Genomic DNA, 13296 nt, shown 5'->3' on the forward strand with positions numbered 1-13296 from the left:
GCGTTTGACGAACAAAGCCCCCGGTGAACACCGAGGGCTTCATAGGCTGCTTATCTGTTTGTTGTCGCGCTTAGCGGCCGGACTTGAACTCGGTCCACAGCCGCGTTTGCAGCCGCTGGATTTCCTGCGGCAGCGGTTTCAACAGGAACAGCGTCTTGATGGTTTCCGGCGACGGGTACACGGCCGGATCGTTCGCGACGTCCTTGTCCACGTACTTGCGTGCTTCCATATTGACGCTCGGGTAGTACACGGCGTTGGTGATCGCGGCGTGCACCTGCGGCGTCTCGATGTAGTTGATCCACTCGAGCGCGGCTTCCTTGTGCTTCGCGTCCTTCGGAATCGCCATCACGTCGAACCACACCGGCGCGCCGCCCTTCGGCACGAAGTACTCGATCTTGTACGGCTTCTTCGCTTCGATCGCGCGATGCTTGGCAATCACGACGTCGCCCGACCAGCCGTACGCGAAGCAGATGTCGCCGCCGACGAGGTCGTTGATATAGCCCGACGAGTTGAACTGCGTGATGTACGGGCGGATTTTCTTCAGCATCGCGAGCGCGGCGCGGTAGTCGGCCGGGTTCGTGCTCATCGGGTCTTTGCCTATGTAGTGCAGCGCAGCTGCGAACATCTGGTCCGGCGCGTCGAGCACCGACACGCCGCAGGCCTTCAGCTTCGAGATGTATTCCGGCTTGAACAGGATGTCCCAGCTATCGAGCGGCGCGTCCTTGCCGAGGATCTGCTGGACCTTCGTCACGTTGTAGCCGAGGCCGGTCGTGCCGTACGCCCAGGGCACCACGTACTTGTTGCCCGGATCGGCGCCGGCGACGAGCGCCATCAGCGACGGGTCGAGGTACTTCAGGTTCGGCAGCTTCGATTTGTCGAGCGGCTCGAAGATGCCCGCGGCGATCTGCTTGCCCGCGTAGTTGCTGGTCGGCACGACGATGTCGTAGCCCGAGTGACCGGTGAGCAGCTTCGCCTGCAGCGTGTCGTCGCTGTCGTAGTTGTCGTACTTGACCTGGATGCCGGTCTGTTTGGTGAAGTTCGGTATCGTGTCCTTCGCGATGTAGTCGGACCAGTTATACACGTTGAGCTGCGTATCCTTCGCAGCGGCCGTCAACCACGGCGCCGCGCACAAGATCAGCGCCGCCATATGCCCCACTATCCGCTTGTTCATCCCGTTCTCCGATCCTCTCGTCACTCAAGCCGCGCCGTCGCCCGCACGGTCCCCTGAAAACCCCGAAAACTACCACCAATTATTGCCCGCACAAAAAAAAACCCGGAGCTGTCGCGCAAACGGTACAGGCTCTGGCCGCACCCTTGCAAAATGGGCGCAATTTTAACGGGTTATCGGCCCGTGTCTACCGAAAAATACGCGGTCGTCGGCCGCGCTTTATCCGCGCTGGGCACAGGCTGCGAGGGTTTCATCGCGTCGCTGTTATCTGGTTGTCAGCTCGGCGTTGGCTCGCACCTGGGCGGTGCGCCGCTCTGGCGCGCGCGAGTGCCGGACGGTGCTTGCCGGTGCAGAGCCGCGTCGGCGTCCGGCGCGCCTTTCATGCGCCGCGGCGCCGCCACGACGGCTCGAATGCTCCTATCATGATCTTTTGATGCGTATTGCGCGACGTCGTCGCGCGATGGCCGGCCAGCCGCTGCGCGCGTGCGATGGGCATGTGACTTGCAACAGGATGCGTTTCCCACAAGCTCTGGCACGATGAACACCAATCCTTTCGCGATGCGGCCCAACCGGCGCCGGCGTCTGCCGGGCGAGCCGACGCGGCCGGCGCACTGGTTCTCGTTCCTCGGCGCCGGCGCGCTGATCGCGGTCGGCTATATCGATCCCGGCAACTGGGCGACCGCGCTCGGCGCCGGCGCGGGCTACGGCTACCGCCTGCTCGGCATCGTGCTGCTGTCGAGCCTGATGGGGATGCTGATGCAGTGGCTGTCGTCGCGCCTCGGCGTCGTGACCGGGCGCGACCTCGCGCAATTGTGCCGCGAGCGCAATGGCCGGCGCGCGACGCTGTTCCAGTGGCTGACGAGCGAGGTCGCGATCATCGCCTGCGATGTCGCCGAGGTGGTCGGCAGCGCGGTCGCGCTGCAACTGCTGCTCGGCGTGTCGCTGACGGTCGGCGTGCTGATGTCGGCGGTCTGCACCTTCGCGCTGCTCGCGCTCCAGCAGAAAGGCGGCCGCAGGCTGGAGGCGGTGATCGCCGCGCTGATCGGCTTCGTCGGCCTGTGCTTCGTCGTGCAGCTCGCGCTCGCGCGGCCCGACTGGCACGCGGCGCTCGCCGGCACCGCGCCGAGCCTGGAGCTGATCAGAAGCGCGGGCATGCTGTGGCTCGCGGCGGGCATCGTCGGCGCGACGGTCATGCCGCACAACCTGTATCTGCATTCGGCGCTGGTCAAGCATCACGCGCCCGACAGCAGCGACGCGCAGATCAAGGCCGCGCTGCACGTCGTCAATCTCGATACTTTCGGCTCGCTTGCGTTCGCGTTCGTGATCAACGCGGCGCTGCTGATCGTCGCGGCGGCCGTGTTCTATGCCAGCGGTCATCGCGACGTGACCGATCTGGCCGATGCGCATCGGCTGATCGCGCCGCTCGTCGGCAGCCGCTGGGCCGGCATCCTGTTCGCGACGGCGCTGCTCGCGTGCGGACTCAGCGCGACCGTCACCGGCACGCTGGCCGGTCAGACGGTGATGGAGGGCTTCCTGCGGCTGCGGTTGCCGCGCTGGAAACGCGCGCTGCTCACGCGTGCGCTCGCGATCGGGCCGGCCCTGCTCGCGGTGGGCGTGTTCGGTCAGCATGGCTCGAATCAGTTGCTGGTCGCGAGCCAGGTCGTGCTGAGCTTGCAATTGCCGCTCGCGGTCGTGCCGCTGATCCGCTGCGCGTCCGATGCGGCGCTGATGCGCGGCTGGCGCGTGCACGGCGTGCCGCTCGTGCTGTCATGGCTGTCGGCGGTGTTCATCATTGCGCTCAATGGCGCGCTGATGTGGCAACTGGCGACTTCGGCGTGATCGCAGACGCAAAGGTCAGCGCAATTGACATGAAGTTCGCACGACGCTGAGCGGCGCATGCAAGGCGCACGGCGCGCATCGGTTAACATAGCGGGACTTCGCCTCCCCGCCTCAAGGTTTCCGATGACTTCGAATCTCCACGATCTTCCCGACAGCCCGTGCATCGGCGTCTGCTCCACGCTCTTCGACGAGGTCTGTAAAGGCTGCGGCCGCACCGCCACCGAAGTGTCGAACTGGGTGTTTCTGAGCGACGAGGAAAAGCGCGCGATCTGGACTCGGATCGAACGGGAAGGCACGGCGATGCGGTTTCAGAACGACAAGGTGTGAGGGTGTTCGTTGCGCGCTTGAGCGTTGATGCCGGTTGCGGCCATAAAAAATGCCGGGACCTCCCGGCATTTTTTATGGCCCACGTTTTCTGATGCGAGCATCAGAAGCGCATGCCGACGCCGACGATCAGCGGATCAATTGTCGGGCTGCGACCGAGGGTCGCGTTACGCAACGTGCTATACGTTGGACAGAGCCGGCTCGCGGCCATAGACGCTTCAGATCCCGACGCAACTGAACCTGAAAACGCCTCGCAAAACTTCGGCTACATGACCACCGCCAAGGACTTCGTTCAGTGCCTCGCAGAATGGCGCCGCATGGCGAACGTGTTCAATCCATGGTCCGAGACCGATGAGCGCGATCAGCCCGGCATCAACGCGCCGCGGATTCGCCAGCAACAACTTGCGGCCTACCTGCAAGCCCGCCAAAGGAGTGTCGAGATCATCCTGATTGCGGAGGCGCTGAGCTGCCGCGGCGGGCGTTTCACAGGCATCGCGATGACCTCCGAGCGGATTCTGCTTGGCAACGATACGAAGCTCAACAGCTTCGCCACGGGATCGGACCACAGCCCACTACCGGACTACCTCCCTGGCCCGGCAGCCCGCACCAGTTGCCGTGATGCGCTGTCTCGAATGACGGACCGCGACTACGGGGTCTATGAGAGAACCGCCTCGGTCGTCTGGCAGACGATGCTTGCCAATGGATTCGGACCGACTGAGTTTGCGCTATGGAATGCGTTCCCGTTTCATCCGTTCGCGGACGAAGATGCCCAGAGCAATCGCCGCCCAACGAATCACGAGCTACATGCGACGGGCCAGATTCTGGCCGACTTCATCAGCCTGTTCCCTCGAACCGTACGGTTCGTTGCGCTTGGGCGGGAAGCGGAAAGCGCGTTGCTCAGTCACCCGATGCGGCCTCTACACGAACTCGTGCGGCACCCTACGGCGAGAGCGGCGAAGCCTGCAAGCGAGGCGCTTCAAGGAAAGGTTCGCCATATGGCCAAGCTGGATGAGGTGATTCGACGGCTTGCGTCGAGCCGGCATTAGTCCGGGCTTGTCGCGATCGAATCATTGAGCGGTCTTCACTGTGAACGCATGTTCGCCTGGGGCGCCGGCTAGCCACCAAAAGCAAAAAGGCCCACGCCGGCAAACTGCCAGCGTGGGCCTTTGGGAATAGCTGAAGACCACCAACCAGGCGCTTATTGCACGCCCTGACTCGTCAGGAAGTCCTCATAGTTGCCGCCGAAGTCGTTCAGCGTGCCATTGGTCTTCACTTCGATGATCCGGTTCGCGAGGCCGCTCACGAACTCGCGGTCGTGGGAGACGAAAATCAGCGTGCCGTCGAACTTGTCGAGCGCGATCTGCAGCGACTCGATCGACTCCATATCCATGTGGTTGGTCGGCTCGTCCATCAGCAGCACGTTGTGGCGGCCCAGCATCAGCTTGCCCCAGATCATGCGGCCCTTCTCGCCGCCCGACAGCACCTTGACCGACTTGCGGATGTCGTCCGCATTGAACAGCAGCCGGCCGAGCGTGCCGCGCACCATCTGCTCGTCGTCGCCTTCCTTGCGGTACTGGTCGATCCAGTCCATCAGCGTGACGTCGCCCGGAAACTCTTCGTACGTGTCTTGCGGCATGTAGCCGACGTTGGCGTTTTCCGCCCACTTCACCGTGCCGTGGTCGAGTTGCAGATTGCCGAGCAACGAGCGCAGCAGCGTGGTCTTGCCCGCGCCGTTCTCGCCGATGATCGCGATGCGCTCGCCCGGTTGCACGCTGATGCTGAAGTTATTGAAGATCGAGCGCTCGTATTTCTTGGAGATACTGTCGGCGACCACCGCGATGTTGTGCAGCTTCTTCTCGAACTCGAAGCGGATGAACGGGTTCTGCCGCGACGACGGCTTGAATTCCTCGATCTTGATCTTGTCGATCATCTTCAGACGGCTGGTGGCCTGGCGCGCCTTCGACTTGTTCGCCGAGAAGCGGCGCACGAAGTCCTGCAGATCGGCCACGCGCTCCTTCGCCTTCGCGTTGGCGGCCTGCTGACGCTCGCGCGCCTGCGTGCTGGCGAGCATGTAGTCGTCGTAGTTGCCCGGATAGACCTTCAGCGTGCCGTAGTCCATGTCGGCCATGTGCGTGCAGACCTGGTTCAGGAAGTGCCGGTCGTGCGAGATGATGATCATCGTCGAGTTGTACTGGTTGAGAACATCTTCCAGCCAACGGATCGAGTTGATGTCGAGGTTGTTGGTCGGCTCATCCAGCAGCAGCACGTCCGGCTTCGAGAACAGCGCCTGCGCGAGCAGCACGCGCAGCTTCCAGCCGGGCGCCACGTTGCTCATCGGGCCGTTGTGGTCTTCGATCGCGATGCCGATGCCGAGCAGCAGTTCGCCCGCGCGCGCTTCGGCCGTGTAGCCGTCGTACTCGGCGAACTTCGCTTCGAGCTCGGCCGCGTGCATGTAGTCGTCGTCGGTCGCGTCGGGGTTTGCGTAGATCGCGTCGCGCTCGGTCATCGCGGCCCACATTTCGGCGTGGCCCATCATCACGACGTCGAGCACGCGCACGTCTTCGTACGCGAACTGGTCCTGGCGCAGCTTGCCCAGACGCACGTTCGGCTCGAGCATCACGTTGCCCGAGCTGGGCTCGAGATCCGAACCGAGAATCTTCATGAAGGTGGATTTACCGCAGCCGTTCGCACCGATCAGGCCATAGCGATTCCCTCCCCCAAATTTGACCGAAATGTTCTCGAAGAGGGGCTTCGGCCCGAATTGCATGGTGATATTGGCAGTAGACAGCACAGCGCGTCCCTTTGAATGTGATATCGGCGAAAAACCCAATATTTTAGCAGGTTTGGAGATTTCAACCCGACAGTTGGTCCGGCGCGGCCCGCGTCACCCGTTCGAGCCGCCGCGTGGCGTCTGCAGAATGTCGATGAAGGCCGAAAAATCCGCGTCGGCGAGTCCCATCGCGGCACCCAGTCGCAGCAATTGCCGGACCGTCGACGCGACCGGCATCGGCGTGCCGGTCTCGTAGGCGCTCCCCCGCCGCGCCGTCCGCCCCCCGCCCGCCTCGCCGAAATCCGCCACCCGCCGCGCCAGCGCGCGCGTCGCGGCCGGCGCAATGCTCGAATGATCGACGATCCAGCGCATGCGGCGCGGCGCAGCAGGTGCCGGATCATCGGCGCGCCCATCAGGCCGGGGCCGCAAAAACCAGTTTCCACGTTCGAACCTCGTCGGCTATCAGATTGAATCGCTTATGTTGCGTACAGATGATAGCGACCGCGCCAGGCGCTGAAGTCGCGCGATACCGGGCATGCGATGTGCAGTATCGATGGTTCGAGCGGCGGCGTCTGATCCGCCGCGCAGGCGATTGCGCTGGCGAGGGCGCATCTGTCCGTCGGACTGCGCGAACCGTTGCCTATACTTTTTCCATGCACGTTTCCGAGCAGCGTTTTACTGACCAGCGACGCACACCAAGGAGGAACTCATGTCAGAACACGTTTACAAGAAGATCGAACTGACCGGTTCGTCGAAGCAATCGATCGACGACGCGATCACCACCGCGATTGCCAAAGCGTCGGAAACGCTGCGCAATCTGCACTGGTTCGAGGTCACGGAAACGCGCGGCCAGATCGAGAACGGCAAGGTCGCGTACTGGCAGGTAACGCTGAAGGTCGGCCTGCGCATCGAGGACTGAGCGGCGACCGCACGACACGCTTGCCCGTTGCCACGCGCAAGCCGCAAACAGAAAAGCTGCGTCCAGGCGGGGCTGGACGCAGCTTTTTTTTCAACAACGGACCGCCCGATTTACTTCGGCAGCGACCCGTCGACACCCTCCACGTACCAGTTCAGGCGCTGCAGTTCCGGATCGGTCAGCGTCTTGCCTTCAGGCACCTTCACCGTGCCCGACTGATCCTTGATCGGGCCCGTGAACACGTCGCGCTTGCCGCTCGCGAGTTCGTCGCGCTTCGCGGCAACCTGCTTCTGCCCATCGGCCGGAATCGCCGACGTGTTCAGGTCCTCGAGATTGACAGCCTTCTGCGGAATGCCCCACCACACCGGAGCGTTCGTCCACTTGCCGTCGAGCACCTGCTGGATCACCGCGCTGTAGTACACGCCCCAGTGCGCGACGACCGAGCCGAGATGCGCGTCAGGACCGAACTTCTTCATATCCGAATCCCAGCCGAACGCGTGCACGTGCTTCTCCGACGCGGTCGCGAGCGTCGCGCTCGAATCGGTGTTCTGCAGCAGCACGTCGGCGCCCTGGCCGATCAGCGTTTCGGCGGCCTGCTTTTCCTTGCCCGGATCGAACCAGCTGTTGATCCAGATCACCTTCGTATGCACCTTCGGATTCACCGAGCGCGCGCCGAGCGTGAACGCGTTGATGTTGCGCACCACTTCCGGAATCGGCACCGACGCGACGAAGCCGAGCGTGTTGCTCTTCGTCACGTAGCCCGCGGCGACGCCGGCCAGATACGCGCCCTGGTACATGCGCACGTCGTAGGTGCCGAAGTTCGGCGCCTTCTTGTAGCCGGTCGCGTGCAGGAAGATGGTGTCCGGGAAGTCCTTCGCGACCTTCAGCTCGAAGTCCTGGTAGCCAAAGCTCGTGCCGAAGATGATCTTGTTGCCCTTGTTCGCGAGATCGCGGAACACGCGCTCGGAGTCGGCCGATTCGGGCACGTTCTCGACGCGCGTGATCTTGATCCTGTTGCCGAACTTCGCTTCGGCTTCCCGCGAGCCCTGATCGTGCGCGAAGGTCCAGCCAGCATCGCCCGGATTGCCGAGATAGACGAACGCGACGCCCGGAACGTCAGCGGCCTGCGCGGTTTGCGCGAGCGGCGCCGCAAGCGCCAGCGACGCCGCACCCCAAGCGAAAGCGGTCAGCAGATTTCTTCTCTTCATGTTTTCTCCCCTGTCGTGATGAGCGAATAGTTTGAGCGGATCGATAAAGGACCTGTGTCGCCGTCAGCCCGCCGAGAAAAACGGCTTGCCGAGCGACGCGGGTGCATTCAGGCGAATCGTGTTCGGATTGCGCGAGATCAGCGCGAGCACGACGATCGTCGCGACGTACGGCAGCATCGCGAGGAACTGCGTCGGCACCGGCACACCGATCGCCTGCGCATAGAACTGCAGCCCCGTCACCGCGCCGAACAGCAGCGAGCCGATCAGCAGTCGCCCAGGGCGCCACGTCGCGAACACCACGAGCGCGAGGGCGATCCAGCCGCGGCCCGAGGTCAGGTTCTCCTGCCACAGGTGCAGATTGACGATCGAATAGTAGCCGCCCGCGAGCCCCGCCATGCCACCGCCGAACGCGACCGCCCCATAGCGCACGCCGACCACCGGAAAGCCGACCGAATGCGCGACCTGCGGCGATTCGCCGACCGAGCGCAGCACGAGTCCCGCGCGCGTGCGATAGAGGAACCAGCCGATCGCGGCGAACATCAGGAACGCGAGGTAATCGAGCGGCGTGAGGGTAAACAGCGCGGGGCCGAGCACCGGGATGTTCGACAGCCCGGGGATCGTCCACGTATCGATCGTCGCGCGCACCGCCGCCGACGTGTACGGCTTGCCGACGTACGCGGACAGCCCGATGCCGAAGATCGTCAGCGACAGGCCGGTCGCGACCTGGTTGGCGAGCATCGTCAGCGTGAGGAACGCGAACAGCAGCGACATCGCGAGACCGGCGCCGATCGCGGCGAGCACGCCGAGCCACGGGCTGCCGGTGATCGACGTGACCGCGTAGCCGCTGACGGCGCCCATCAGCATCATCCCTTCCACGCCAAGATTGAGTACGCCCGATTTTTCGGCGACGAGTTCGCCGGCGCCCGCGAACATCAGCGGGATCGACGCGGTGATCGCGCTCGACGTGAGCGCGCTGGCTTGCTGGATATCCATATCGAGTCTGAAAGCGGATTGGCGAGCTGATTGGCAAACTTAACGAGCCACTGCTGCGGCCGAGCGGCGCCGCACGCGGTAGTTCACGAACAGGTCGGCGCCGAGCAGGCAGAACAGCAGCAGCCCCTGGAACACGCCCGAGAGCGCCTGCGGCAATTGCATCGAGGTCTGCACCGCTTCGCCGCCGAGATACAGCAACGCCATCAGCAGACTGGCGAGCACGATGCCGAGCGGATGCAGCCTGCCGACGAACACGACGATGATCGCGGTGAAGCCGTAGCCCGGCGACCACGTCGCCTGCAACTGGCCGATCGGACCGGCGATTTCGCCCATACCGGCGAGGCCCGCGAGGCCGCCGCTAATCAGCAGCGACGTCCAGATCGTCTTCTTGTCGGAGAAACCGGCGTAACGCGCGGCGAGCGGCGCAAGTCCGCCAACGTTCATCCGGTAGCCCGCGAAGCTCTTGCGCATGAACAGCCAGACGAGCGGAATCGCGATCAGCGTGAGGAACACGGACGCGTTCAGGCGCGTGCCACGCAGAAATTTCCAGTGCCAGTCGCCATACAGCGTCGGAAACAGCGCGTCGCCGCTGAACATCTCCGACAGCGGGAAGTTCATGCCCTGCGGATCGCGCCACGGGCCGCTCACGAGATAGATCAGCAGTTGCGTCGCGACGTACGTGAGCATCAGGCTCACGAGAATCTCGTTGGTATTGAAGCGGCTCTTCAGAAACGCGGGAATCGCGGCCCACGCCATGCCGCCGAGGATGCCGGCCGCCATCATGGTCGGCAGGATCCACCAGCCGCTCGCCTGATCGAAATAAATCGCGACGCCGCTCGCCGCGATGCCGCCGAGCAGCATCTGCCCTTCGGCGCCGATGTTCCACACGTTCGCGCGATAGCCGATCGCGAGACCGAGGCCGATCAGGCACAGCGGCGACGCCTTCAGCAGCAGCTCCGACCAGCCGTTGATGCTCGACAGCGGCTCGATGAAAAACCCGTGCATCGCCTGCAACGGGTCGCGGCCGACGAGGCCGAAGATCAGGAAGCCGATCGCGAGCGTCAGCAACGCGGCGATCAGCGGCACGGCGAGCTGCATCGTGCGCGACGGCGACGTGCGGGCTTCGAGTCGATAGGGAAGCATCATGGGTAGCGTGTATTTGTTCGGGTTCTGTTCTTCAGGGTCCGCATTCGCGTGCGTGGTTAGCGTGTTGGCGTGGCCGGCGGGCAACGCCTCGCCTCATGCATGCGCCGGTTGATCCGCCGCGGGCGCCGCGCCCTCGCGGTCGCCGAACAGCCCCGCCATCCAGCGGCCGATTTCCTCGGCGTTGGTCGCACCGGTCGCGCGCACCGGCGAAAGCCGCCCGCCCGCGAGCACCGCGATGCGATCGCAGATATCGAACAGCTCTTCCAGTTCCTCCGAGATCACCAGAATCGCAACGCCGCGCGCCGACAGATCGAGCAGTTGCTGACGGATGAACGCCGACGCGCCGACATCGACGCCCCACGTCGGCTGCGCGACCACGAGCACCTTCGGCGCCTGCAAAATCTCGCGGCCCATGATGTATTTCTGCAGATTGCCGCCCGACAGACTTTGCGCGAGCGCGTCGGGGCCGCCGCAGCGCACGTCGAACGCGTCGATGCAGCGCTTCGCGAATGCGCGCATCACAGCCGTTTTGATCCAGCCCGAGTTGACCATGCTCTGCCGATGCGCGGTGAGCAGCGCGTTGTCGGCAAGGCTCATCGCCGGCACCGCGCCGCGGCCGAGCCGCTCTTCGGGCACGAAGCCGAAGCCGAGCGCGCGCCGAGCGCCCGCGCCGAGGCGCGCGGCCGGTTTGCCGCAGATCGTGATCGCGTCGGCCGGCAGGCTGCGTTTTTCAGCGCGCTTCTCGCCGGACAACGCCGCGAGCAGTTCCGCCTGCCCGTTGCCCGACACACCGGCAATGCCGAAGATCTCGCCCGCATGCACGCTGAACGACACGTCGCGCAACGAGGTGCCGAACGGATCGTCGCTCGCGACCGACAACTGCCTGACGTCGAGCAGCACCGCGCCCGGCTTGTGCTCGCGCCGCGTGTAGTCCGGCAGCGAGTGGCCGACCATCAACTGCGCGAGCGATGCATGCGTCTCGTTCTTCGGCGTCACATGGCCGGTCACGCGACCGCCGCGCATCACCGTCGCGGTGTCGCACAACTCCTGGATTTCGTCGAGCTTGTGGCTGATGTAGAGGATGCTGCAGCCCTCGGCCGCGAGCCGGCGCAGCGTCGTGAAGAGCTTGCGGACCGCCTGCGGCGTCAGCACCGAGGTCGGTTCGTCCATGATCAACAGACGCGGATTCTGCAGCAGGCAGCGCACGATTTCGACACGCTGCCGCTCGCCGACGGTGAGGCTGTGGACATGCCGCTGCGGATCGATGTCGAGCCCGTAGTCGGCCGACACCTCGCGAATGCGTTTGGCCAACGTCTTCAGATCGAACGGTTCGTCGAGCGCGAGCGCGATGTTTTCGCCGACCGTCAGCGTCTCGAACAGCGAGAAGTGCTGGAACACCATGCCGACGCCGAGCTTGCGGGCGGCCGCCGGACTCGCGATCTCGACCGTCTCGCCTTCCCAACGGATCTCGCCGGCGTCGGGTCGCACGGCGCCGTAGATGATCTTCATCAGCGTGCTCTTGCCCGCGCCGTTCTCGCCGAGCACCGCGTGGATTTCGCCGGGCGCGACGACGAGCGTGACGTCGTCGTTGGCGCGCACGGCCGGGTACTGCTTCGTGATGCCCGTCAGCGCGAGCCGAGGCACCGCCTGGCCGGTGAGTTGCGCGCCGTCGCTAAGTGGAGTGTCGCTCATGAGATTCCGTAGTGCGTTCGTGACGCTGCTTGCCGCCTGCTTGGCGCCTGCTTGCCGCCGGATTGCGGACTATCGGTCCGCCCCGCCGGCGGGCGATCCGTCACCACAACCGGATGACAATACCTAATTCGCCCACACTCAGTCGAGTTGACAAAATTCCCGCAAACCCCCGCCGCTACAAGCTCTGCGGGTATGTCGCCCTTGACGCCGTTTTTCGTCCATATTAAAACGCATATACCCCCACGTTCGTTCGATCAGCCTGCACATATATTCGGAGAATCCATGAGCCAGCAACGCGAGGCGATCGACACGTACCTGCTGCGCGTGTTGCACACGCTACTGATGGAGCGCAGCGTCACCCGCGCCGCCGTCAAACTGAACCAGTCCCAACCCGCCATCAGCGCGGCGCTGCGCCGTCTGCGCGACATCACCGGCGACCCGCTGCTGGTGCGCGGCAAGTCCGGCATGGTGCCGACCGAGTACGGTCTGCGCCTGCTCGAACCGGTGCAGAACGCGCTGCGCGAAATCGAGCGCATCAAGTTCCAGCAGCACAACTTCGATCCAGCCACGTCGATCCGCTGCTACCGGATCGGCTGTCCCGACTACCTGAACGTGCTGTTCGTGCCGACGGTCGTCGAACGTTTCCGCAAGGCCGCGCCGAACGCGACGCTCGAATTCCATTCGCTCGGCCCCGCGTTCGACTACGAACTCGCGCTCGAGGACGGCAAGCTCGACATCGTGGTCGGCAACTGGCCGGAGCCGCCCGAGCAGTTGCATCTGTCGAACCTGTTCGTCGATCAGATCGTGTGCCTGATGAGCAACACGCATCCGTTCGCCAAACGCGGCGGGCTCACGCTCGACCAGTACCTGAACGCGCCACATCTCGCGCCGACGCCGTATTCGGTCGGCCAGCGCGGCGCGATCGACGTGCACCTCGCGCGCGAGCGGCTCAAGCGCCATGTGGTCGTCACGCTGCCCTACTTCAATCTCGCGCCGTACGTGCTGATCAAATCCGATCTGATCTTCACGACGACGCGCCTCTTTGCCGACTACTACGCGAACTTTCTGCCGCTGACCGTGATGCCCGCGCCGCTCGACTTTCCGCCGATGCAGTACTACCAGCTGTGGCACGAGCGCGTGCATTATTCCGATGAAGTGCGCTGGCTGCGCGGCGTGGTTGGCGAGGCGACCCGGACGTTGATCGACAAGCCCTGACGCCGCATGCGGCGCCGATCGCACC

The 13296-nt window shown here is 64.3% G+C and carries 11 protein-coding genes and 1 pseudogene; 5 read left to right on the plus strand and 7 right to left on the minus strand.

Going from position 1 to position 13296, the window contains the following annotated elements; translation table 11 throughout:
• Positions 1-70 precede the first annotated feature (70 nt).
• A complete protein-coding gene (locus tag OKW40_RS07615) occupies positions 71-1171 on the minus strand; it encodes a polyamine ABC transporter substrate-binding protein (protein WP_429355685.1) in 1101 nt (366 codons plus the stop codon).
• A 534-nt stretch (positions 1172-1705) separates the two neighbouring features.
• Between OKW40_RS07615 and OKW40_RS07620 the strand changes: the two genes are divergently transcribed.
• From OKW40_RS07620 to OKW40_RS07630, 3 genes are all read left to right on the plus strand, one after another.
• Positions 1706-3007 carry an Nramp family divalent metal transporter gene (locus OKW40_RS07620; protein WP_429489048.1) on the plus strand — a complete coding sequence of 434 codons (1302 nt, stop codon included), beginning with the start codon at positions 1706-1708 and terminating at the stop codon, positions 3005-3007.
• A 123-nt stretch (positions 3008-3130) separates the two neighbouring features.
• The gene (locus tag OKW40_RS07625) at positions 3131-3334 is read left to right on the plus strand and encodes a DUF1289 domain-containing protein (RefSeq protein ID WP_090800501.1); all 204 of its coding nucleotides are present in this window, start codon (positions 3131-3133) and stop codon (positions 3332-3334) included.
• Positions 3335-3444: 110 nt separating this feature from the next.
• The gene (locus tag OKW40_RS07630) at positions 3445-4377 is read left to right on the plus strand and encodes a uracil-DNA glycosylase (RefSeq protein WP_260320944.1); all 933 of its coding nucleotides are present in this window, start codon (positions 3445-3447) and stop codon (positions 4375-4377) included.
• Positions 4378-4529: 152 nt separating this feature from the next.
• Here OKW40_RS07630 and OKW40_RS07635 read toward each other — a convergent pair whose 3' ends face one another.
• Entirely contained in the window at positions 4530-6122 is a 1593-nt protein-coding gene (locus OKW40_RS07635; protein WP_090800503.1) for an ABC-F family ATPase, read from the minus strand.
• A 93-nt stretch (positions 6123-6215) separates the two neighbouring features.
• Positions 6216-6362 (minus strand): annotated as a pseudogene (locus tag OKW40_RS07640) (NAD(P)-dependent oxidoreductase); the annotation flags it as partial.
• Positions 6363-6810: 448 nt separating this feature from the next.
• Here OKW40_RS07640 and OKW40_RS07645 point away from each other — a divergent pair.
• The gene (locus tag OKW40_RS07645; protein ID WP_184049245.1) at positions 6811-7020 is read left to right on the plus strand and encodes a dodecin; all 210 of its coding nucleotides are present in this window, start codon (positions 6811-6813) and stop codon (positions 7018-7020) included.
• Positions 7021-7130: 110 nt separating this feature from the next.
• Here the strand turns inward: OKW40_RS07645 and OKW40_RS07650 are convergent, their stop codons facing one another.
• From OKW40_RS07650 to OKW40_RS07665, 4 genes are all read right to left on the minus strand, one after another.
• On the minus strand, positions 7131-8225 hold the full coding sequence (locus tag OKW40_RS07650) for a BMP family ABC transporter substrate-binding protein (protein WP_184056799.1): 1095 nt from the start codon (positions 8223-8225) through the stop codon (positions 7131-7133).
• Positions 8226-8288: 63 nt separating this feature from the next.
• On the minus strand, positions 8289-9218 hold the full coding sequence (locus OKW40_RS07655; protein WP_090800507.1) for an ABC transporter permease: 930 nt from the start codon (positions 9216-9218) through the stop codon (positions 8289-8291).
• Between the two features lie 39 nt (positions 9219-9257).
• Positions 9258-10364, minus strand: coding sequence for an ABC transporter permease (locus OKW40_RS07660; protein ID WP_090805345.1), 1107 nt, complete (start codon positions 10362-10364; stop codon positions 9258-9260).
• A gap of 93 nt (positions 10365-10457) precedes the next feature.
• The gene (locus OKW40_RS07665; protein WP_429489050.1) at positions 10458-12056 is read right to left on the minus strand and encodes an ABC transporter ATP-binding protein; all 1599 of its coding nucleotides are present in this window, start codon (positions 12054-12056) and stop codon (positions 10458-10460) included.
• 282 nt (positions 12057-12338) lie between these two features.
• Between OKW40_RS07665 and OKW40_RS07670 the strand changes: the two genes are divergently transcribed.
• Positions 12339-13271 carry a LysR substrate-binding domain-containing protein gene (locus OKW40_RS07670; RefSeq protein ID WP_429489052.1) on the plus strand — a complete coding sequence of 311 codons (933 nt, stop codon included), beginning with the start codon at positions 12339-12341 and terminating at the stop codon, positions 13269-13271.
• Positions 13272-13296 lie beyond the last annotated feature (25 nt).

Source organism: Paraburkholderia sp. RAU6.4a (genome assembly GCF_050435625.1).
Lineage (GTDB): Bacteria > Pseudomonadota > Gammaproteobacteria > Burkholderiales > Burkholderiaceae > Paraburkholderia > Paraburkholderia tuberum.